This window comes from Noviherbaspirillum album (assembly GCF_035916955.1).
GTDB classification, from domain to species: domain Bacteria; phylum Pseudomonadota; class Gammaproteobacteria; order Burkholderiales; family Burkholderiaceae_D; genus Noviherbaspirillum; species Noviherbaspirillum album.
The window spans coordinates 230077-252264 of sequence record NZ_JAWIIV010000005.1 but is presented as its reverse complement, the minus strand read 5'-3'; the positions used below and the strand labels follow the sequence as shown (position 1 = coordinate 252264).

23 protein-coding genes are annotated in these 22188 nt (G+C 61.9%); 10 read left to right on the top strand and 13 right to left on the bottom strand.

Features of this window, described 5'->3' with window-relative positions:
• Positions 1–71: 71 nt before the first annotated feature.
• From RY831_RS08885 to RY831_RS08865, 5 genes are all read right to left on the bottom strand, one after another.
• Positions 72–2462: a methyl-accepting chemotaxis protein gene (locus RY831_RS08885; protein ID WP_437126238.1), complete on the bottom strand. Its 2391-nt coding sequence runs from the start codon at positions 2460–2462 to the stop codon at positions 72–74.
• A 63-nt stretch (positions 2463–2525) separates the two neighbouring features.
• Positions 2526–3101 (bottom strand): chemotaxis protein CheW, encoded by a 576-nt coding sequence (locus tag RY831_RS08880; protein WP_326505966.1) that lies wholly within the window; start codon positions 3099–3101, stop codon positions 2526–2528.
• 7 nt (positions 3102–3108) lie between these two features.
• Positions 3109–3474: a response regulator transcription factor gene (locus RY831_RS08875; protein WP_326505965.1), complete on the bottom strand. Its 366-nt coding sequence runs from the start codon at positions 3472–3474 to the stop codon at positions 3109–3111.
• 24 nt (positions 3475–3498) lie between these two features.
• Entirely contained in the window at positions 3499–3900 is a 402-nt protein-coding gene (locus RY831_RS08870) for a response regulator (RefSeq protein WP_326505964.1), read from the bottom strand.
• A gap of 191 nt (positions 3901–4091) precedes the next feature.
• Positions 4092–4244: a rubredoxin gene (locus tag RY831_RS08865; protein ID WP_119767731.1), complete on the bottom strand. Its 153-nt coding sequence runs from the start codon at positions 4242–4244 to the stop codon at positions 4092–4094.
• A gap of 96 nt (positions 4245–4340) precedes the next feature.
• On the opposite strand from RY831_RS08865, the gene thiD reads away from it, so the two are divergent.
• Together thiD and hemL are read left to right on the top strand one after the other, a co-directional pair.
• A complete protein-coding gene (thiD, locus tag RY831_RS08860) occupies positions 4341–5192 on the top strand; it encodes a bifunctional hydroxymethylpyrimidine kinase/phosphomethylpyrimidine kinase (protein ID WP_326505963.1) in 852 nt (283 codons plus the stop codon).
• A 13-nt stretch (positions 5193–5205) separates the two neighbouring features.
• Positions 5206–6489: a glutamate-1-semialdehyde 2,1-aminomutase gene (gene hemL / locus RY831_RS08855; protein WP_326505962.1), complete on the top strand. Its 1284-nt coding sequence runs from the start codon at positions 5206–5208 to the stop codon at positions 6487–6489.
• A gap of 54 nt (positions 6490–6543) precedes the next feature.
• Here the strand turns inward: hemL and corA are convergent, their stop codons facing one another.
• The 8 genes from corA to mpl all read right to left on the bottom strand — a co-directional run bounded on the left by corA (position 6544) and on the right by mpl (position 15124).
• Positions 6544–7509: a magnesium/cobalt transporter CorA gene (gene corA / locus RY831_RS08850; protein ID WP_326505961.1), complete on the bottom strand. Its 966-nt coding sequence runs from the start codon at positions 7507–7509 to the stop codon at positions 6544–6546.
• A 546-nt stretch (positions 7510–8055) separates the two neighbouring features.
• On the bottom strand, positions 8056–8751 hold the full coding sequence (gene mtgA, locus RY831_RS08845; RefSeq protein ID WP_326505960.1) for a monofunctional biosynthetic peptidoglycan transglycosylase: 696 nt from the start codon (positions 8749–8751) through the stop codon (positions 8056–8058).
• Between the two features lie 5 nt (positions 8752–8756).
• Positions 8757–9578, bottom strand: coding sequence for a shikimate dehydrogenase (aroE, locus tag RY831_RS08840; RefSeq protein ID WP_326505959.1), 822 nt, complete (start codon positions 9576–9578; stop codon positions 8757–8759).
• On the bottom strand, positions 9575–10447 hold the full coding sequence (locus RY831_RS08835; RefSeq protein ID WP_326505958.1) for a TonB C-terminal domain-containing protein: 873 nt from the start codon (positions 10445–10447) through the stop codon (positions 9575–9577). The genes aroE and RY831_RS08835 overlap by 4 nt, the downstream gene beginning before the upstream one ends.
• A 101-nt stretch (positions 10448–10548) precedes the next feature.
• Complete coding sequence (locus tag RY831_RS08830) at positions 10549–12537, bottom strand: ribonuclease catalytic domain-containing protein (protein WP_326505957.1); 1989 nt, start codon at positions 12535–12537, stop codon at positions 10549–10551.
• Positions 12538–12552: 15 nt separating this feature from the next.
• Complete coding sequence (locus RY831_RS08825; protein WP_326505956.1) at positions 12553–13155, bottom strand: chorismate--pyruvate lyase family protein; 603 nt, start codon at positions 13153–13155, stop codon at positions 12553–12555.
• Positions 13152–13736: a YqiA/YcfP family alpha/beta fold hydrolase gene (locus RY831_RS08820; RefSeq protein WP_326505955.1), complete on the bottom strand. Its 585-nt coding sequence runs from the start codon at positions 13734–13736 to the stop codon at positions 13152–13154. Before RY831_RS08820 ends, RY831_RS08825 begins: the two co-directional genes overlap by 4 nt.
• Complete coding sequence (gene mpl / locus RY831_RS08815) at positions 13733–15124, bottom strand: UDP-N-acetylmuramate:L-alanyl-gamma-D-glutamyl-meso-diaminopimelate ligase (RefSeq protein WP_326505954.1); 1392 nt, start codon at positions 15122–15124, stop codon at positions 13733–13735. Before mpl ends, RY831_RS08820 begins: the two co-directional genes overlap by 4 nt.
• A 202-nt stretch (positions 15125–15326) precedes the next feature.
• On the opposite strand from mpl, the gene RY831_RS08810 reads away from it, so the two are divergent.
• From RY831_RS08810 to RY831_RS08775, 8 genes are all read left to right on the top strand, one after another.
• Positions 15327–15941 (top strand): hypothetical protein, encoded by a 615-nt coding sequence (locus tag RY831_RS08810; protein WP_326505953.1) that lies wholly within the window; start codon positions 15327–15329, stop codon positions 15939–15941.
• On the top strand, positions 15938–16462 hold the full coding sequence (locus tag RY831_RS08805) for a TlpA family protein disulfide reductase (protein WP_326505952.1): 525 nt from the start codon (positions 15938–15940) through the stop codon (positions 16460–16462). The genes RY831_RS08810 and RY831_RS08805 overlap by 4 nt, the downstream gene beginning before the upstream one ends.
• Positions 16463–16543: 81 nt before the next feature.
• Entirely contained in the window at positions 16544–16981 is a 438-nt protein-coding gene (gene aroQ, locus RY831_RS08800) for a type II 3-dehydroquinate dehydratase (RefSeq protein ID WP_326505951.1), read from the top strand.
• Positions 16982–17060: 79 nt separating this feature from the next.
• The gene (gene accB, locus RY831_RS08795; RefSeq protein WP_326505950.1) at positions 17061–17534 is read left to right on the top strand and encodes an acetyl-CoA carboxylase biotin carboxyl carrier protein; all 474 of its coding nucleotides are present in this window, start codon (positions 17061–17063) and stop codon (positions 17532–17534) included.
• A gap of 101 nt (positions 17535–17635) precedes the next feature.
• Positions 17636–19015 (top strand): acetyl-CoA carboxylase biotin carboxylase subunit, encoded by a 1380-nt coding sequence (accC, locus tag RY831_RS08790; protein ID WP_326505998.1) that lies wholly within the window; start codon positions 17636–17638, stop codon positions 19013–19015.
• Between the two features lie 30 nt (positions 19016–19045).
• Positions 19046–19960 (top strand): 50S ribosomal protein L11 methyltransferase, encoded by a 915-nt coding sequence (gene prmA, locus RY831_RS08785; protein ID WP_326505949.1) that lies wholly within the window; start codon positions 19046–19048, stop codon positions 19958–19960.
• 12 nt (positions 19961–19972) lie between these two features.
• A complete protein-coding gene (locus RY831_RS08780; RefSeq protein WP_326505948.1) occupies positions 19973–21187 on the top strand; it encodes a DUF3426 domain-containing protein in 1215 nt (404 codons plus the stop codon).
• A 54-nt stretch (positions 21188–21241) separates the two neighbouring features.
• The gene (locus RY831_RS08775) at positions 21242–22177 is read left to right on the top strand and encodes a carbohydrate kinase family protein (RefSeq protein WP_326505947.1); all 936 of its coding nucleotides are present in this window, start codon (positions 21242–21244) and stop codon (positions 22175–22177) included.
• Positions 22178–22188 lie beyond the last annotated feature (11 nt).

The window sequence follows — 22188 nt, the reverse complement described above, 5'->3', positions numbered from 1 at the left end:
TGTTTTAGGCATGGACGGCAGCGCATCATTACATCAATGCACCAACGCGACAATGCAAGGACCGAAAAACATCAGGCAGAAACGCGGAATCGCGATACGGAATTCTTCAGTTCCTCCGCCAGCTTCGACAGTTCGCGAATCGAGTCGGTGGTCTGCTTGGTGCCTTCCTGCGTCTGCTCGGTGACGGTCAGAATGTTCTGGATGCTCTGCGCCACGCCGTTGGCCGAGGTTGCCTGCTGCTCGGTTGCGGCGGAAATGCTTTGAATCAGGTCCGCCAGACGGTTTGAAACGCTGCGGATCTCGGAGAGCGCGGCACCCGCGGCGTCGGACAGCTTCGCGCCTTCGACCACACCCTGCGTGGATTTTTCCATCGCGGCCACGGCGTCATGCGTGTCGGTCTGAATGGTGCGCACCAGCGCGCCGATCTGCTTGGTCGCCTCGCCGGAACGTTCCGCCAGGCGCTGCACCTCTTCCGCAACGACCGAAAAGCCCCTGCCCGCCTCGCCGGCCGATGCGGCCTGGATCGCGGCATTCAGCGCCAGCACGTTGGTCTGCTCGGTAATGTCGGAAATCAGTTCGGTGATTTCACCGATCTCCTGCGACGATTCGCCGAGACGCTTGATGCGCTTGGAGGTTTCCTGGATCTGCTCCCGGATCTCGTTCATGCCCTTGATCGCGTCTTCCACCGCGCGCGCGCCCTGCTCCGCCGCCGACACCGACTGGCGCGCAACTTCCGCCGACTCGGTCGCCGAGCGGGAAACGTCGGTGATCTGCACCGCCATTTCCAGCACGGCCTGGCCGGTCTCCTGAATTTCGCGCGACTGCTTCTGCGACGCCTGCATCAGTTCGCTGGAAATGTTGTGCGCCTGATTGGATGCCGCCGTGACCTGCTCCGCTGTCTTGGTGACGCGTCCGACCAGCCCGCGCAATTCCTCCACCGTGTAATTGACCGAGTCGGCGATCGCGCCGGTGATGTCTTCGGACACCGTTGCCTGAATCGTGAGGTCGCCGTCCGCCACTTCCTGCAATTCATTCATCAGGCGCAGAATCGCAGCCTGGTTCTGGTCGTTGGCGCGCTTGGCTTCCTCTTCCTGGCGCATCGCCTGCAAGCGCTGCTCTTCCGCTTCCTGGCGGCGCTGGTCCGCTTCCCTGGTGCGATTGCGGCTGTCCTGCAGCAGGACCAGTGCAATGCCGATCGCGGACAACAGGGCGGTCGCCGCGGCGATGACCATCAGCAATGCGGACCAGTGCTGTGCATCCTCCGCGCCGCGGTAGGCGTTCTGCAGGTTGGTGATGCGCTGCTTGAGCGCCTCGTTCTCAGCGAAGATCAGCTGCTCCGACTGTTTCGCCGCAATGAAGTTTTGCAGGTTGCCGAGGATGGCCGCGACCGATTCCTGGTATTCCGCAAACACCTTCTTCAGCTCTTCCAGCTTTTCCCGGGTGTCTGCGTCATTGGTTGCGGCCAGGCGCAGCACCTCGCTGCCTTCGAGGAAGCCGTCCGTGATGTCGCGGAAAGTATTCGTATCCTTGCCGAGCAGGAAGGCGGTCTCCGGATTCACGCCTTCGGATGTCAGGAATTCGTTCGCGCTGCGGCCCAGGCGCTGGGTCAGCATGACCAGCTGGCCGGCGGCGGAAATCTCGCGCGGCGTTGCGCCGCCCTGCGCCTTGAGGGTTGCGATCTGTTCGGTCAGTTCGAGCAGCACCGGCGACAGGCTGTTGAGCTTCTGCAGCGTGGTGCCGAAACCGGTCAGTTCGTCCTTGAGCTTGAGAATGGTTTCCGCCGCCTTGTCGGAACTGGTCCAGACTTTCCGGGTTTCCTTGAGCAGGCTTTCCATTTCCGAATCCGGCGTGGCGACATCGCGGCCCTGGTAGTCGCCGCCATTGATCAGCACGCCCAGGTCGCGGTTGAATTCCCTGCGGCTTTCCTCGAGCTGCTTGAATGCCGCCAGGTTGCCCTGGATCGCATTGGGCGCGGCCTTGCCGATACGCTGGGAATGCATCAGCGCGTCACCGGCAATCTGCGTCTGCGTCGACGTCATCGATGAATGGTTGGAATTGACCCAGACGAAGCCGGCGCCGAGCACCACCGATGCGCCCAGCGTGCCGAGCAGGATCCGCACCTGCTGCTGCAGGGGCAAGGCGCCAATGAAAGGCAGCCGGATATCGCGGCCGTCCTGCAGCACATCGCCGATGAAGGTCGCATTCATGCCGCGGTCCGATGTGGCCGATGCAGCTGCCGCCGCTGATGCAGCCGACGCAAAAGGCGTCGATGACGCGAAGTGCGCCGAAGGCGCATCCGCAGGGATGGGCGATTCGGCACGGACCGGATCTTCCCATGCTCCGGCCGGCATGCTGGCAAGCGCCTCTTCCGGCGTGCTGTCTATCGTGACTGCGGCAACCGTGACGGCATCGTCGTTGGAGCCTTTCTTCTCTTTCGACATGAACGGTACTTTGAACGCCATTGCGGAGTCTCCTCGTGTTACGGATTGCGGTGAAAGGCAGGCATACGATATGTATCGGCCGCGTCAGACACCGATCTGCAGGAATTGCGGGTCCTGCACGATTAAAGAAAGATTGAGTTCGTTCCAGACGTGCGAATCACGATCCAGGTAACGCTGCGCGATCCAGGGGCTGTCGCCGGAGGGTGGCTGCGGCTGCATTTCCATATCGGCGACATTGCGCAGGCCCATCACGCGCGACACCAGCAGGCCGCAATTGAAGGACAGCGACGGCGCGAACGCGATCACGCGGCTGTCCTTTTCGATCTGCGTCGCGGACATGCCGCGAAAACGTGCAAGGTCGATCACGCTGACCAGGTTGCCGCGCACATTGATCAGTCCGAGAAACCAGTCCCTGGTAAGCGGCACCGGCGTGACGGCGCCTACGGAAACGATCTCGCCCGCCTCCTGCAGGTTGAGCAGCCAGCGCGTTTCGCCGATCATCACGCCAAGCTTGCTGGCCTGCGTATGCGTGCCGCTGCTGGCGGCCTGCATGCGTTCGACCAGCTGCGCCTGGAACTCGCGCAGCCGGTGGCGGCGCGTGCCGCCGTCGCCTTCCTTCAATGCGGCACCGGGCCTGCTGTCCAGAGAAGACTCGCTCATGGGAATCTCAGCCGAGCGCCGCGATTTTGGACAACAGTTCCTGGGGATTGACCGGCTTGACGATGTAATCGCGCGCGCCTTGCCGCAAACCCCAGATGCGATCGGTTTCCTGGCCCTTGCTGGTACAGATGATGATCGGCACTTCCTGGGTTTCAGGATCGCGGGCGATGGAACGGGTGATCTGGAAGCCGTTCTGGCCGGGCATCACCACGTCCATCAGGATCAGTTGCGGCTTGTCGGCCTTGACCTTGAGCAATGCCTCCTCGCCGTTTTCCGCAGTGGAAACCGAAAAGCCATTCTTGATCAGAATGTCGGTAAGGAAGTAACGCTCGGTTGGAGAGTCATCCACCACAAGAATTTTTTGTATGGGCATTCTTTTACCTTTGATGCAGAAAATTTACCGGGAAAGTGCGGGCGCAGTGTGCTCGCGCACCGTCTTGAGAAGGCTGTCCTTGGTGAACGGCTTGGTGAGATAGGCGTCGGATCCGACCATTGCCCCGCGGGCGCGGTCGAAAAGGCCGTCCTTCGACGACAGCATGATGACCGGCGTGGAATGGAAGCGGGAGCTTTTCTTGATCAGCGCGCAAGTCTGATAACCATCCAGGCGCGGCATCAGGATGTCGCAGAAGATGAGGGCCGGACGGTGGTCGTTCATCTTTGCAAGCGCGTCGAAACCGTCGTCTGCAAGAACCACCTGGTAACCGGCCTGTCCGAGAAAGATCTCTGCCGATCGACGAATGGTGCTGCTATCGTCGATCACCATGATCTTGAGGCTGCTGTTCTCCACGGATGTTGTCATGACCCAATCTCGTTTGCCGTTCGCCGAAAATAGAATCCAACTGTAACAAAAAGCAAGATGCTTTAGAACAATATTGGCGTTGATTTATTTGCAACGTGGTATTTATGCGAAAAACGAAACCGACCATAACATTGCCATGGAGAATCATGGCGAATTACTTCGTGGAAGTTTGATATTAATTAATGACAATATTAAATTGCCACCATCTCAAAATCTTCCTTGCGCGCGCCGCACTCGGGGCAGGTCCAGTTGATCGGCACGTCGGCCCAGCGCGTGCCGGGTGCAATGCCCTCGTCCGGCAAGCCGGCTTCCTCGTCATAGATCCAGCCGCAGATCAGGCACATCCAGGTCTTGAATTCCTCGTTCGATGTCGCGTTACTCACAGTTGACTGCCCTTCAATCAAGTAAAATGCAAAGTCGCATATCTTAATCTACCCGCCGTGCAAAACCAAACTCCTCCCCTGATACTGACCTTCGGCGCAACCGATCCGGCAGGTGCAATTGGTATACAGGCCGATCTCGCTTCGTTTGCGGCGATGGGATGTCATGGCCTGTCCGTCGTCACTTCCATCCTGATCAGCGATACCGCGCGCATCGAGGATGTACAGGCTGTCGATGCCGACTGGGTTGCCGACCAGGCGCGTGTCATCCTCGAAGACATGCCGGTGGCCGCCTTCAAGGTCGGCGCCGTCGCCAGCATAGAAAACGTCTCGGTGATCGCCGAAATCGTTTCGGACTACCCCGACGTGCCGCTGATTCTCGATCCCTTCCTGACGGCCATGCCGGACCAGGGGCAGGACAGCGAGGACATGCTGATCGCCATCCGCGAACTGCTGATTCCGCAGACCACCGTGTTCGTGGCGTCGGCGATGGAACTGGCCCGCTTCGCCGAAACCTGGCGCGAGCCCGCCGCCGGCGACACCATGCTGGCCGACGCCATGCGGGTCATCGAAATGGGCTGCGAATATCTGCTGATAACAGGCACCCCCGGTGATGTGCATGAAGTCAGCAATACGCTGTTCGACGAATCGGGAGCGGTGCGCCAGGATGCCTGGCAGCGCCTGCCCGGATCGTTCAGCGGTGCAGGCAGCACGCTGTCGGCAACGATTGCCGCCCTGCTTTCCAATGGCGTCGATGTACCCGAAGCGGTATTCGAGGCTCAGGAATTCACCTACGCCGCGCTGTCGAATGCGCATCGGCTCGGGATGGGCAAGCTCACCCCGGACCGTTACTTCTGGGCTCGCGAGTCCGAGTCCGAACCTGGATCCGACACCGACACCAAACCCTCCTAATCACGTTGAACGTATGACCTCAAAGAACGACATCCTGTTTGCCCGTGCGCAGACGACGACGCCGGGCGGCGTCAATTCCCCGGTACGCGCCTTCCGCTCGGTCGGCGGCACGCCGCGTTTCATCACGCGCGCAGACGGCCCCTGGTTCTGGGACGCCGACGACAAGCGCTACATCGACTATATCGGTTCCTGGGGCCCGGCCATCGTCGGCCATGCGCATCCCGAGGTGATCAGGGCGGTGCAGGAAGCCGCCGCCCGCGGCCTGAGCTTCGGCGCGCCGACCGAGGGCGAAATCGTGATGGCGGAAGAAATCTGCCGCATCCTGCCTTCGGTGGAACAGGTGCGCCTGGTATCAAGCGGTACCGAAGCGGCGATGAGCGCGCTGCGCCTTGCGCGCGGCGCGACCGGCCGCGACAAGATCATCAAGTTCGAGGGCTGCTATCACGGGCATGCCGATTCCCTGCTGGTCAAGGCCGGCAGCGGCCTGCTCACCTTCGGCAACCCGACATCGGCCGGCGTGCCGGAAGATTTCGCCAAGCATACCCTGGTGCTCGATTACAACGATCCGCAGCAGCTCGAAGACGTGTTCGCACGCATGGGCAGCCAGATCGCCTGCGTCATCGTGGAGCCGGTTGCCGGCAACATGAATTTGGTGCGCGCCACGCCGGAATTCCTGCAAGCCATGCGGCGACTGTGCAGCCAGCACGGCGCGGTGCTGATCTTCGACGAAGTCATGTGCGGCTTCCGCGTCGGCCTCACCGGTGCGCAGGGAATGTACGACATCAGGCCGGACCTGACCGTACTCGGCAAGGTGATCGGCGGCGGCTTGCCGGTGGCGGCATTCGGCGGACGCAAGGACATGATGAATTTCTTGGCGCCGATGGGGCCGGTGTACCAGGCCGGCACGCTCTCCGGAAACCCGGTGGCGGTGGCGGCGGGCATGAGCACCCTCAAGCTGATACAGCAGCCGGGCTTCTATGAATCGCTGGCGACGCAGACCGCAAAGCTGGCGCGCGGGCTGTCGGATGCGGCAGCCGCTGCGGGCGTGAGCTTCTGCGCCGATGCCGTCGGCGGCATGTTCGGCCTTTACTTCGGCGCCGAAGTGCCGGGCAGCTTCAAGGAGATCATGGCTTGCGACAAGGAGAAGTTCAACCGCTTCTTCCATGCGATGCTGGACCTGGGCGTCTACCTCGCACCGTCCGCATTCGAAGCCGGCTTCGTTTCGGCCGCGCATGACGACGAGGTGATCGATGCCACCATCGGGGCTGCACGCAAGGCGTTCGCGCAGATCGCCTGAGCCTGAACGGCAAACCCGGTGCCATGCCCGCGCTTCAGCGCCGGCATGGCCGCATCAGTTCAGCCAGCCGCGGCGACGGAAGTACCAGAACGGCGCAATCGCGCTCCCCAGCATCAGCGCCAGCGCAAACGGATAGCCCATTTCCCAGTTCAGCTCGGGCAGGATGCGGAAGTTCATGCCGTAGATGCTGGCGATCAGGGTGGGCGGCAGGAAGGCGACGCTGGCCACCGAGAAGGTCTTGATGATCTTGTTCTGGTTGATGTTGATGAAACCGACGGTGGCATCCATCAGGAAGTTGATCTTGTCGAACAGAAAGGCGGTGTGCCCGTCCAGCGATTCGATATCGCGCAGGATCTGGCGCGCCTCCTCGAACTGCTCGGTGTTGAGCAGGCGCCCGCGCATCAGGAAGCTGACCGCGCGGCGCGTATCCATCATGTTGCGGCGAATGCGGCCGTTCAAGTCTTCCTCTTGCGCGATCGAGTTGAGCGCCTCGGCGGCGGCCTGGTCGGTTAGCTGCTTCTGCAATACGCGCCGGCTGACTTCTTCCAGACTCTGGTAAATGCCTTCCAGCGCATCCGCGGAATATTCGGCATCGGTGGCATACAGATCGAGCAGCACATCCTTGTAGTCGCCGATCGAACCCGGGCGCGAACGCGCGCGCATGCGCACCAGCCGGAATACCGGCAAATCATCGGTATGCACCGAAAACAGCATGTTGCGCGCCAGGATGAACGCCACCGTAATGACACGCGACGGGCCGTCGTCCTCTTCCAGCAGAAAGTCGGTGCGCAGGTGCAGGTCGCCGTTCTCGGCTTCGTAATATCGGGCCGAGGCTTCAATGTCCTTGACTTCGTCTTCGCCGGGCAGCGTCACGCCATAAATGCTCTTGACCCACGCGCGCTCTTCATCATTCGGATCGGTCAGATCCACCCAAACCGGGGCGGCATTCACCAGATCGTTCCGCGATTCAATATTGACCTGGTTCAGGCGCCCGTTCTGCAAGACGAATACATTAATCATGTGCTCTCCCGGCCGCGTCCTTTGTCAGGTCGCAGCCGCCTGCGGAGGAGTTCCGCAGGCTGATTGATTTTCAGGGAACGCGGCCATGGGATTGGCCTGGACGCGTCCGCCCACCAGCTTGTGTGGCGAGAAGACGCTGAAGATGCAAGGGCAGCGCTAACTCGCCGATCGACCGTTATCCGACGGTTGACAATATGTACTGGGACTACCCAAGACGGGTCTCCGGAAACGAAAACTTCGCAAGTGTACTGAGATAGGCGGCGGCAGGCAAGCGCGTTGCAGACGAGTTGAACGGGGGTTTGCGGTGGATCTTGCCACGGCGGCGGCAGTCACTAGCGGACCGGCTTTCACACCGGATGCAGGGTGCCGCGCCGCCTAGAGCGGATTGCGGGAGGGTGTAGGGAAGAATCGGTTTGTCTTGGGATGCAGGGCAAGGCGAGAGGAGCGCCGTGTGGCGGGCCGCACAACGGGCCAGACAAGCGACGAACAACGCTGCCATGCGCCCAAGGCAGGCCGAGGCGACCGTACGCCGATTCGCAATCCGCTCTAAGGCAATTCCGCCGCGCCCATGCGCCGCAGGATCAGATTCGTACGCCGGGCAAGATAGGCGGAGTTGCGATTCTTGTCGTAGAAACGCGGACGCGGCAGCATTACGGCCAGCCGAGCGGCCTGGTGGGCACTCAGGTTTGCGGCGGACACGCCATAGTAATGCTGGGCGGCGGCTTCCGCACCGAACACGCCCACGCCCCACTCCACCACATTCAGGTAGATCTCGAAGATCCTTTCCTTTTCCATCAGGTGTTCCAGCATGTAGGTGATCACCACCTCCTGGGCCTTGCGCAGGTAGCTGCGCTCCCCGGAAAGGAAGAGATTCTTGGCAAGCTGCTGGGTGATGGTGGAGCCGCCGGCGATGACCTTGCCCTTCTTGGTGTTCCTTTCGTAGGCCCTCTGCATCGCGTTCCAGTCCACGCCTTCATGCTCGGAAAAATTCGAATCCTCGGCGGCAATGATGGCGCGTTTCAGGTGGTTGGAGACGCGGTCATACGGCACCCACTTGTGCTTGAGCCGGGCATTCGGATTCTTTTCCTGCAGCACCGACAGCTGCCGGTCCATGAAACTGGTCGAGCCGGGATTGTGATCGATCCACCACCAGATCTGCACGAAGAAATACAGCTGCATCACAAGCACGGCCACGATCGGCGCGACGACCAGCCACAGCAGCAGTTTGCGCAGGAGCTTCATCGCGCTCAGAGCTTGGCGCGCAAGCCGGCGTACACCGTCCGGGTATCGGGACGCATGCCGCGCCAGCACTGGAAGGATTCGGCCGCCTGCTCCACCAGCATGCCGAGCCCGTCGCGGGTTGCCGCGCCATGCTGTTGCGCGAATGCCATGAAGACCGTCGGCGCCGGGCCGTACATCATGTCATAGGCCAGGCAGCCCTCGCCGAACACGGCAGGCGGCACTGGCGGCAGGTCGGCCGACAGGCTGGCGGAAGTGGCATTGATAACGACATCGAAGGCACACTGCAGCGACCGGAAATCGCTCGCGGCGACGGTGCCCTTGCCGGCAAAGCGGGCAGCCAGTTCCACCGCCTTCGACTCCGTGCGGTTGGCGATCACCAGCTGCTCCGGGGCGTGGGCCAGTATGGGCAGCACCACGCCGCGCGCGGCGCCGCCTGCGCCTAGCAGCAGGATGCGCTTGCCGCGCATGGGGACGCCGGCATTGACAACGATATCCGTGACCAGGCCGATACCGTCGGTGTTGTCTCCGACAATCGCGCCGCCTTGGAATTTGAGGGTATTGACCGCGCCCGCCGCCTCGGCCCGCTCGCTCAGCATGCCCGCGAGCGCAAAGGCTTCGAGCTTGAACGGAACGGTGACATTGGCCCCCTTGAAGCCCTGCTCGATCAGCGTGCGCACCGTGGATGCAAAACCGTCAAGCGGAGCGAGCAGTCTTTCGTAGGTCAACGCCTGTTCCGTCTGCCTGGCGAAAGCCGCATGGATATCCGGCGATTTGCTGTGCGCCACCGGATTGCCGATCACGCCGTAACGGTCTGCTGCTGCGCTCAATGACTGCTCCCCTGCATTACCGCTTCGAGTTCGTTTTCTCTTGTGAATTTGAAGCGCGTGGTCATGACCCACACATCATCCTTGCCGCTCGACCGCATGTTCTTGGCGAAGGCGCCGAACGGCGCGGCGCGGCGCACGATGCGACGGGCCGCATCGTCGAGCGCGGAATTGCCGGAAGACCGCTCGACCGCGATGCCGTCGTCCTTGTCTTTGACGTAGATGCTGCCGTCCTGGAAGATGGAGATGGACAGCGTCAGTTCGCCGTACATCTTCTTGCCATCCTTCTGCGGAAAATTGACGGTGCCGACCTTTTCGATCTTCTCGCGCACGCTGTTGAAATACATCGCATAGCCGACTTCGCGCGTGCTGGGCGAGATGAAGGTTTTCTTCGGGCGCTTGTTTTCATCCTCGATGCGCTTGGCGATTTCCGCCTCGCGCCGCAGGATTTCCTTCGCGCTTTCGCTGGCATCGGCGGCGTCGGGCCGCGGCTGGCTGACCTGGGGATTCGGCTGGTCCTTGCTCGGCGCAGCCGCCACCTTCGACTTCTTGCTCGCCTGGGTCAGCATGCGCTGCTGTCTTTCCAGTTCCTCGATGCGGCGCTGCATGGTCTTCATGCCGTCACCGTCTTCGCTGCGCCGCATGTCGGGCAGGGGCGAGGTCGAGCGTCCGGCTTCGGCATTGCCGCCGCCGTCGAGATTGGCTTGCGCGAGCGCTTCGGCCTTCAGCGGCGCGCGGTCGTGCTTCGCATTGACCAAGATGACTTCAAGGCCCGGGTCCGCCGGCTTGAACCTGAAGGAGTCCGGGGCCGCGAACCGCACTGCCAGCAGCGCTCCATGCACCAGCACGGATGCAGCGATGGCAATCGACAAGGTACGGTTTTGTGGAAAGAGTAACTTCACGCGGCTAGGAAAGAGCGGTTGCAGAAGCTTGGGATTTTACGATAAAGCTGCCCCTGCCCGACCGCTCTTTTTCACTCGGAAACAGACTCGGCGCCCGCTTCCGTCTCGCTTGTGGCGATTTCGCCATCGATCGTTTCCGTACTTTCAACTTCAGGTGCGGCTGCGCTTGTCAGTTCGATCAGGCGCGCCTCGATATGCAGGTCGACCTCGTCCCAGCGGATCAGGTCCAGCTTGACCTGGGTGCCGCGCGCCGCCTGCGGCATGCCAGGCAGGCGGATGATGAGCGGAATGTCAACCAGCCTGAGGACTTCATCCTTGAGCACGACCGCGTCCACATGCTTGGCGTTTTCCTGCGACAGCCAGCGCAGACACCAGAAGCGCTCCATGTTGTTCTGGAAATCGGCATAGGCGCCGTAGGCGGCATCGAAGGCGGACACTACCGCAAACAGGTCGGCGTCCTTGGGCTTGAACGTCGCGGCCAGCGGTGCGGTCACGCCGTGTTCGACACAGGACAGGATCTGCCACTGGTTGACGAGATCGGTATAGCGGCGCAGCGGCGAGGTGCTCCATGCATACTGGTCGACGCCCAGTCCCTGGTGCGGCGCCGCATGGGTAAGCATGCGCACCTGCATCTTGGCCGCCCAGCCCCCGCCGGACGCCCCTTGCGTGCGATAGATGCCGGGCACGCCGTGGTCATGCATCAGCTTGCCCCAGGTGCTGTTGGCGAAGATCATCAATTCGGCGACGATCTTGTCGAGCGGCGCGCCGCGCTTGCGGCGCACGATGGAAACGATATCGTCCTCGACATAGAAATTGAAGTCGACGCGGTTGTTCTGCTCGGGCTTGAGGCCGAAGCTCTCGCGCTTGGCCATGCGCCCCTGTTCTAGCACCTGCGCCCATTGCCACAGCAATGCGATATCGCTTTTGTACGGATATTCGCCGGCGCCGGCAGCGAGATTCTCCTCGGTCACCAGCGCGTCGAGGTCGTTGTGGCGCAGGTTGGCCGCGATCGGCACCGCTTCGGCGCGCGTTTCTGTCGAAACGATGGTCCAATCGCTGGTATTAAGCGTGGCATACAGCGACAGGGCGGGACAGGTGCGGCCCTCGGCCAGCGTGAAGGCGTCGACCAGTTCATCGGGCAGCATCGTGATCTTGTCGCCCGGCATGTAGACGGTCGACATGCGCTGGCGGGCAATGGCATCGATCGCGTCGCCGCGATGGATGCCAAGCCCGGGTGCCGCGATATGGATGCCGACCCGGATCTTGCCGTCGCCCAGTTCCGTCACCGAAAAGGCATCGTCGATCTCGGTGGTGGTGACATCATCGATGGAAAATGCCTGGACCTGAGCCATCGGCAGCTGCGGTGTCTGGGGTATCGCAATGCCGGGGAAGCCGGTGCCTTTGGGAAAATACTCCTGCAGGAAGCGCATCATGTGCAGCTGCTTTGCCGACGCGATGCCGCCGGTGGCCAGCATCAGCCGCTGCGGCGTGGTCTGCAGCTCGGCGCAGGCTGCTTCGAGCGCCTTGTATTCGATGCCGTTCTTGTCGGGCTTGAACAGCAGCTGCATCACGATGGGCCTGAAGCTGTCGGGAAGGCGGCCGGCTTTCAGTTCTTCCGCATACTGCGCCTGCACCAGCGCCTGCTGCTTCTTCTTTTCAATGCCGGCCAGCGCCGCCTTCAGCGAATCTTCCGGCGCCGCCTTGTAGCGGCCCTTGCCCTTCTTGTAGAAATAGATGGGCGCGTTGTGCAGGCGCAGCAGCAATCCTGCCGCCTCATGCGGCTTGGGATCATGACCGAAATACTCCGTGCCGAGTTCGGCGAATCCGAATTCTTCCTGTCCGGCCACTTCCCACAGAAAGTCGAGATCGATGTCGTCGGCAATCGCCTTTGCATCGACCAGCAGCTGCGCCGGGTCGGGCGAGGAAAACTGCAGCAGCACGTCGCGTGCCTTGACCTTGGTTCGCTTGCCGGACTGCATTTCGACCTGATATGCCTCGCCTTGCTGGGAAAGTACCGCGCCGGCCTTGAAATCGCCGGACTCTTCAAAGAATAGATTCATGGATTGCTTCGCTGTTCAGCGTGTTGATTCGTTATGTCGTCCATGCGGCTGCGATGGAAGCGACCCGAGGTCGGCGATGGCGGGAAGAAAGACTTCTGTCACCAGCAATACGCCCTTGTTTCTCTGATACAGGCACCGGCGCGCAAACAGCGGCGATGCGAATACTTGTCCTTCGAGTGCGCGGCTGGCGCGGCGTGTCAGCGGATGCTGCGCGGGCAGGCGCGCATACTGCAGGCCGCCGCGCACGACGCGCGGATCGCCGAACAGCGTGGTGCCCAGCGAACGCTCGCCGAGGGTGCCGAAGAAAGGCCAGTCGGCCGCGCTTGCATCCAGCGGAACGATGGTATGCGCGAACACCACCGGCCTGCCGTCGCAGCGCAGCAGCACTTCCCGCTCCTGCACCTTCAGCCGGCGCGGCAAGCCTGCGATCTCATGTTCATCCCGCAGGCAAAGGCCGCGCGCCTGGCGTAGGCGCTGCACGCGGAACTGCCCGCTGCGCGCGCCGAGCTTTTGCGTCAGCGACATGGCGTCCACGAGCCAGTCGCGCATGGCGCGCCCGGGGCGCACCGCGTTGACATGCGTGCTCCAGCGCGCATGCGTCAGGCAACGTGCCGTCACTGCGGCGATCCCGACTCGATACCGCAGAATTGCAATACGCGATCGGCATACGCGTCGAATTCCGAAATGCCGTGATCGCTGCCGTTGATGACGACATGCCGCGCTCCCGGATAATGCGCCACCATTTCCTGCCAGTCGAGCACTTCGTCGCCGGTCGCGGCGATCAGGAAATATCGCTGCGGCAAGCTGATCCTGTGGACGGCAAGCGATTTCAGCTCGTCAATATATTCATGCTTGAATTCGAAGCGTTCTTCCGAATGATAGGCGGTGGTGACGCCGACGTATTTTTCCAGGTCGCGCGGCGGCTGTACGGCGGGATTGAGCAGTACCGCGCGGCAGCCCAGCGCTTCGGCGAGATGCGTGGCGTAATAGCCGCCCAATGACGAACCGATCAGGCTCAATTCCTCGGGCTTGACGTTGCCGGCAATTTCACGGGCCTGCGCGATGGCTTCGCGCGGCGAAGCCGGCAGCTGCGGGCACCGGTATTCCGAAGCCCGGCCGAGCGCCTCCATTCTCTGCGCCAGGATGCGCGCCTTGAAAGACTGCGGCGACGAGCGGAAACCGTGCAGGTAGAGAATCATCGGGCCAGCGCGTCCAGGATCTTCTGGTGTACGCCGCCGAATCCGCCATTGCTCATGACCAGCACATGGTCGCCCGGCTGCGCGGCCTTCACGATGGCCTGCACCAGCGTGCCGATATCGTCATGGGCGGTCGCCTTCTGGCCGAGCGGCGCGAGCGCCTCGCCCAGGTTCCAGCCGAGCGCATCCTTGCCCGACCTGGCGCCATAGCCGAATACCAGGTCGGCATCGACCAGGCTGCCCGGCAACGCTTCCTTCATGGTGCCGAGCTTCATCGTGTTCGAGCGCGGCTCCAGCACGGCCAGTATGCGCGACGATCCGACTTTCCGGCGCAGGCCGGCGACGGTGGTGGCGATCGCCGTGGGATGATGAGCGAAGTCGTCGTAGACCGTGATGTCGCGCACGGTGCCGCGCACTTCCATGCGGCGCTTGACGCTTTCGAACTTCGAGAGCGCCTCGATCGCCACCGAGGGCACTACGCCGACATGGCGCGCCGCGGCAATCGAGGCCAGTGCATTCATGCGGTTGTGTTCGCCGGTGAGCGACCAGTCGACGGTGCCCTGCAGCTCATTATTGAACAGCACGTCAAAACGGCCTTGGTCCTCGTCGTGTTCCCGCAGCGACCAGCCCTGGGCGGCTTCCTCACCGGCGACGCCGAACCATTCCTGTTCGCTCCAGCATCCGCGGGCCACGACGCGCCGCAGGGACTCTTCCCGTCCATTGACGATCAGGCGCCCGACGCCGGGCACGGTGCGCACCAGATGATGAAACTGGGTTTCGATGGCACCGAGATCGGGGAAGATATCGGCATGGTCATACTCAAGATTGTTCAGGACCGCCGTCTTGGTGCGGTAGTGGACGAACTTGCTGCGCTTGTCGAAGAAGGCGGTGTCGTATTCATCGGCCTCTATCACGAAGAACGGCGATTCGCCGCCCTTGCCGGACAGCCGCGCGGAAATGCCGAAATTCATCGGCACGCCGCCGATCAGGAACCCGGGATCGTATCCGGCATCTTCCAGTATCCAGGCCAGCATCGACGAGGTGGTGGTCTTGCCGTGCGTGCCGGCGACCGACAGCACCCACTTGTTGCGCAGGATGTGCTCGCCTATCCACTGCGGGCCGGAAACATAGGCCAGGCCGCGGTTGAGGATTTCCTCCATCAGCGGATTGCCGCGCGAGACGACATTGCCGATCACAAACAGGTCGGGCTGGAGGCTGACCTGGCCGGGATCGAAACCCTCGATCAGCTCGATGCCCTGCGCCTCCAGTTGCGTGCTCATCGGCGGATAGACATTGGCGTCGCAGCCAGTGACCTTGTGACCGGCCTGTTTTGCCAAGACCGCAAGTCCGCCCATGAAGGTGCCGCAGATGCCGAGAATGTGGATATGCATTGTGCTGTTTCAAATGAAAAGGAAATCTGACTGGATTGCCGAAAGAAAGGTCCAATGAAAGGTCCAATGGCGCGTGGTCAAATCCGGCGGAGTTCAGCGAATCCGGAATTTTACCCGACCGGGGCCGGCCCGCGTTCAGTTGCATTCGGTTACGTTCTTTGCGTCCACTTGTCGTGGAGCCTTACGGAGTATCATCAGCGCCATGAGTCAATTTGCAAATAATCTAGAGACCCTGCGTGCGGAAATCGCGGCCGCCGCCGCCCGCATGATCGCCGAGGACGGTGCCGACTATGCAACCGCCAAGCGCAAGGCGGCAAAGCAGCTGCTGGGCAACACCAAGGTGCGCGGCGAAGTCATGCCCGACAATGCACAGATCGAGGACGAAGTCCGCGCCTACAATGAATTGTTCTTCGGCGACACCCAGCCGGCCAGACTGCTGCACCTGCGCAAGCTCGCAGTCCGCCTGATGACGGATTTGCAGGCATTCTCCCCTTACCTAACCGGTGCCGTCCTCAACGGTACCGCCGGCGAACATTCCGACATTCATCTGCAGCTGTTCGCGGAAAGCGCCAAGGACGTCGAAATTTTCCTGATCAACAAGAACGTGGATTTCGAGGTCTCGGAGACGCAGCACTTCAAGGGCCGCGGCGAACCGGTGGAAACGGTGAGCTTCATGTGGCACAACGAGGGGGTGCATCTTGCCCTTTATGAGACCAACGATCTGCGCGGCGCACTGAAATTGCCATCAGACGGTAAAATGGCGCGCGCCAACATGGAAGCCGTGCTTCAATTAATCGCGGAAAGCGAAGGGACATGAAGAAAAATTGGGTGATTTTCGCAGCAGTTGCCGTTTTTTGCGTTGCATTAGGCGTATACATAGGAAATAAGCAGACCTCACCAGCCCAGGCGGACAATGCCGCGGTCTCCGCGCTGCTCGCCCAGGCCATGCCGGATGCCCAAGGCAAGACGCAGCCATTGGCGCAATGGAAAAACCGGCCTCTGGTCGTGAATTTCTGGGCGACCTGGTGCGCCCCCTGCGTCGAGGAAATGCCGGAATTGTCGGCGCTGCAAACCGAGCTCGACGGCGGAAAAAAAGTCCAGATTATCGGCATCGGCATCGATTCGCCATCGAACATCGCCGAATTCGTAGGCAAATACAAAATCACTTATCCGATCTATGTCGGCGGGATGAGCGGGACGGAACTCTCGCGGCAGCTTGGGAACCAGGCTGGCGGCTTGCCATTCACCGTACTGATCGATGAGTCCGGCAAGGTCCGCAAATCCTACCTGGGCCGATTGAAAATGGATGAATTGCGCCGCGATATTGCCAGCCTATAAACCGAAATCCATCTTTTTCTTGCCAATCAGCATTATTTGGCGGCAAAATGCGGCATCTTCGTCAAACGAAATCAAACCTCGATGGCAAAAAAACTTCTTCTGGTCAATGGCCCGAACCTGAATCTGCTGGGCACACGTGAACCGGAGGTATACGGATCGGCGACGCTTGCCGATGTGGAACGCGCCGCTGCAGCGCAGGCTGCGGCTGCGGGAGCAGTCCTTGCCAGCTTTCAAAGCAATCATGAGGGCGCGCTGATCGACCGCATCCATGCCGCCCGCGCTGAAGGGATCGATGCCATCATCATTAACCCCGGCGGCCTGACGCACACCAGCGTCGCTCTGCGTGATGCGCTGGCCGGCGTCGCCATTCCCTTCGTCGAAGTCCACATCTCCAACATCCACAAGCGCGAAGAATTCCGCCATCACTCCTTCCTGTCCGGGATCGCCGTCGGCGTGATCTGCGGCCTCGGGATCGACGGTTATGGCGCAGCCATCGATTTCGCGCTCAAAAAGCTTTAAGTTTCCTTATCTCGCCACGAACCACTTATAATCGTGGCGGCTCCAATTGGTAAAAAAATATTAATCTGAGGGATTTCATATGGATCTACGAAAACTCAAGACGCTGATCGACCTCGTGGCCGAATCAGACATCGCCGAACTGGAAGTGACAGAAGGCGAAAGCAAAGTCCGTATCGTCAAATCCTCCGGAGCGCCGCAAAGCCAGGTCGTGATGATGCAGCCGCAGTCGATGCCGCAAACGGTTTCGGTTCCCGCGCCGGCCGCAGCACCGCAAGCCGCCAGTGCGCCGGTCGCTCCCGCTGTCGCCGCCGAGCCGGAAGGCCACGTGGTCAAGTCGCCGATGGTCGGCACTTTCTACCGTGCTTCCGCTCCCGGCAATCCTCCGTTCGTCGAAGTCGGCGCGACAGTCAAGGAAGGCGATACCCTGTGCATCATCGAGGCGATGAAGCTTCTGAATGAGATCGATGCCGATGCTTCCGGCGTCATCAAGCAAATTCTGGTCGAGAACGGTCAGCCGGTGGAATACGGCCAGCCGCTGTTTGTGATCGGTTGAGCGTTCGGCAGCAGGAATCCATGAATCCGTCATGGAGCCTGCCGCACCGCAAGACAATCCCCGAACGCACACCAACGCTTCACAACGCAATCCACCCCACCATGTTCGAAAAAATTCTCATTGCCAATCGTGGTGAAATCGCGCTGCGCATTCAGCGCGCGTGCCGTGAAATGGGCATCAAGACCGTCGTCGTCCATTCCGAGGCCGACCGCGAGGCGAAATACGTCAAGCTCGCGGACGAGTCCGTCTGCATCGGCCCGGCGCCGTCGGCGCAAAGCTATCTCAACATGCCGGCCATCATCAGCGCCGCGGAAGTCACCGATGCCGAGGCGATCCATCCCGGCTACGGATTCCTGTCCGAAAACGCTGACTTTGCCGAACGCGTGGAAAAGTCCGGTTTCGTCTTCATCGGCCCGCGTCCCGAATCGATCCGCCTGATGGGCGACAAGGTCTCGGCCAAGCAGGCAATGATCCGGGCCGGCGTGCCCTGCGTGCCGGGCTCCGACGGCGCGCTGCCGGAAGATCCCAAGGAAATTGTCCGCATCGCCCGCAAGGTCGGCTATCCGGTCATCATCAAGGCGGCCGGCGGCGGCGGCGGACGCGGCATGCGCGTGGTCCATACCGAGGCCGCCCTGCTCAATGCCGTGACCATGACCCGGAGCGAAGCCGGTACGGCCTTCGGCAATCCCGAGGTCTACATGGAGAAGTACCTGGAGAATCCGCGCCACGTGGAAATCCAGATCCTGGCCGACGAGTACAAGAACGCGATCTGGCTCGGCGAGCGCGACTGCTCGATGCAACGCCGCCACCAGAAAGTGATCGAGGAAGCACCGGCGCCGGGCATTCCGCGCAAGCTGATCGAGCGCATCGGCGACCGCTGCGCGGAAGCCTGCCGCAAGATCGGCTATCGCGGCGCGGGTACCTTCGAGTTTCTGTACGAGAACGGCGAGTTCTATTTCATCGAGATGAACACCCGCATCCAGGTGGAGCATCCGGTTACCGAAATGATCACCGGCGTCGACCTGGTGCAGGAACAGATCCGCGTGGCCGCCGGCGAGAAGCTGCGCTTCCGCCAGCGGGACATCGAACTGTCCGGCCATGCGATCGAATGCCGCATCAATGCGGAAGACCCGTTTAAGTTCACGCCTTCTCCGGGCAGGATCATCGCCTGGCATGCGCCGGGCGGGCCGGGCATCCGCGTCGATTCGCATGCGTACGCAGGCTATTTCGTGCCGCCGACCTACGACTCGATGGTCGGCAAGGTGATCGCCTACGGCGCGACCCGCGAGCAGGCCATCCGCCGCATGCAGATCGCATTGTCCGAAATGGTGGTCGAAGGCATCCAGACCAATATTCCGCTGCACCGCGAGCTGATGGTGGATGCGCGCTTCTTTGAAGGCGGCACCAATATCCACTATCTTGAACAGAAGCTGGCCGCCAAGCCCGATCTGCAAAAGGCCAACGCGAAGAGTGGCAAGTAAGAGCAGAAAGTCAACCGAACAAGGCGCATCATGAGCTGGACTGAAATCGTCATCGAAGTGGCACGCGACCATGCGGAGGCGCTGTCCGACGCCCTGATGGAAGCAGGCGCATTGTCGGTGTCCGTGGAGGATGCCGACGAGGGCACGGATGCCGAGCGCCCGCTATTCGGCGAGCCCGGCATGGAGCCGACCGAGGCGGCCTGGGACCACAGCCGAGTGGTGGCGCTGTCGGAAACGGATGCCGACCATGCGGCAATCGTCGCCGAGGCGGCTGCCGCCTGCGGCATCGAGGCGCCGAAATTCGCGCTGCGTCCGGTGGCCGAGCAGGATTGGGTCAGGCTGACGCAGTCGCAGTTCGAGCCCATCCATATCGGCAAGAACATCTGGGTCGTACCGAGCTGGCACGACGCTCCCGACCCCAACGGCCTGGTGCTCGAGCTCGATCCCGGCCTCGCCTTCGGCACCGGCAGCCATCCGACCACCCGCCTGTGCATGGAGTGGCTGGAAAGCCATCCGCCGCAGGGCGCGACTGTGCTCGATTACGGCTGCGGCTCCGGCATCCTGGCGCTGGTGGCCAAGAAGCTCGGCGCGGCCAGCGTCTATGGCGTCGACATTGATCCGCAGGCCATCGAATCGGCCCGCTACAACAGCGAGCGCAATCGTTGCGAGATCGAATATTACCTGCCGGAGGAGTTCGCGGGCGCAGGTCATCCGCAGACCTTCGACGTCGTCGTCGCCAATATTCTTTCCAGCCCGCTGAAGCTGATGGCGCCGATGCTGTCCTCGCGCGTGGCGCCCGGCGGCATGCTGGTGCTATCCGGCATCCTGGCCCGCCAGGCCGATGAAGTCGCTGCCGCCTACGCGCCTTTCATTTCCATGTCGGTCTGGGCGGAACATGATGGCTGGATCGTTCTCGCCGGCCGATTGGCCGTCGCTAATCGCTGATCGCCGATCACAATGGCGCTCGCTACCCAATGTCCGCATTGCCACACGACATTCCGGGTCGCGCATGATCAACTGAAGCTGCGCGCCGGACTGGTACGCTGCGGCGCCTGCAAGCAGATCTTCAACGGCATTGAAAACCTGCTACGGCCGGAGGAATTGCAGGCTGCAGGCAAGCCGCAGAGCCCGGCGCGCGGTGCGCCGGCCACGCCGCTTTCCTCTCCCTCCCCTGCTGCGGCTTCGCCAGTGCCGGCGGAGTCTCCGGAGTCGACAGAGTCCGCTCAATCCAGTCGCGGACCGGATGGGTCTCCTTCACCGCATCCGGCCCAGCCCGACTCATCCGATTTGCCCGATCTGCCTGGCTCACCGGATACCCTAGCCGAACCAGCGGCGGCAACTCCGGAACCGTCGATCGCACCGCCCGCATCCATTCCGGCGAAGGAAGACACGGCAAGCCCGACGCCCCCGGAGGACGACACCGGCGGCAGGCCCGACCCGCTTCTGCGCATGACGCTGATGGACATTGCGCACCTGCCGCTGCGTCCGTCGCGCGATGAAGCGCAACCCGCCGAAGCGGAAACGGATGCCGGGCACGACCCCGTGGAACAGGCGATCGATGACCTGCAATCCAAACCATGGAGAAGCAAGCCCGAGGAATCGGACGGCGCGGATGCGCTCGACCAGGCCGACGCCGCCGATTATGAAGAACCCGGCTTCGTGCGCGAAGCGCGTCGCAAGCAGCGCATGACGCGCGGCCTGAACGTCTTCATGGTGCTGGCGTCGGCGCTGCTGCTTGGCATATTGCTGGCCCAGGCAGCCTATGTCTTCCGCGACCAGATCGCAGCCTATTTTCCTCAGGCCCAGCCGCTGCTCGCGGCGGCCTGCGAGCACAGCGGATGCCAGGTCGGCTTGCCGGCGGAAGTCGACTCGGTGTCGATAGAATCCAGCGAACTGCAAGCTCTGGCGCCGGACAGCGACAGCTTCAGCCTGACGCTGCTGCTGCGCAATCGCAGCACGACCGCGCAGGCATGGCCGAGCATCGAACTGACGCTCAACGACGCTGCCGAGAAACCGCTGCTGCGCCGCGTCTTCGGGCCGCGCGACTACCTTCCGGCGGGCCAGGATCTGAACCAGGGCTTTGCGGCAAAATCCGAACAGGCGCTCAAACTCCACTTCCGGCTAACGCAGCTGAAGGCGGCCGGTTACCGCGTCTATGTGTTCTATCCCTGACCGATTCCTCGGCCTTCTCAGTTTCCGTTCCTTCCCATCACTGGATTACTCATCATGACCTCCCTCATCTGCGGCTCGCTGGCGTTCGATTCCATCATGCAGTTCGGCGGGCGCTTTTCCGAAGCGCTCCTTGCCGACCAGCTGCACAAGATCAACGTGTCCTTCCTGGTGCCGGCATTGCGGCGCGAGTTCGGAGGCTGTGCCGGCAACATCGCCTACAACCTGAAGCTGCTCGGCGGCGATCCGCTGATCATGGCCACGGTCGGCCAGGACAGCGCACCCTACATCGAACGGCTCGACCGGCTGCAGATATCACGCCGCTGCGTGCGCGTTGTCGACGATGCCTACACGGCGCAAGCCTTCATCACGACCGATGCCGACAACAACCAGATTACCGCCTTCCACCCGGGCGCCATGTCCATGTCGCATCGGAACAGGGTCGCCGATGCCGGCCAGGTCAAGATTGCGATCGTCGCGCCGGACGGCCGCGACGGCATGCTGGAGCATGCGCGGGATTGCGCGGAATTGAAAATCCCATTCATCTTTGATCCGGGTCAGGGTCTGCCCATGTTCAACGGCGCCGAACTGGAACGTTTCATTGAACTGGCTACCTATGTAGCAGTCAATGATTATGAAGCGGAGCTGCTGACCGAACGTACCGGCCTGTCATTTGAAAGGATCGCGGAGCGCGTGTCGGCCCTGATCGTGACACGCGGCGAACAGGGAGCCGACATTTTCACGGGCGGCAAGCATATCGAAATCCCCTGCGTGACAGCGGAGAGCGTGATTGACCCGACCGGATGCGGCGATGCGTTCCGCGCCGGGCTGCTGTACGGCCTGACCCATGGCATGGACTGGGAAACCACTGGTCGTCTTGCAAGCCTGATGGGCGCCATCAAGATCGCACACCAGGGCGGACAGAATCACGCGCCGACGCGTGCCGATATCGACGCGCAGTTCGAACGGGCTTTCGGCTACCGCTTCCAGTAGGCGTCATCCAT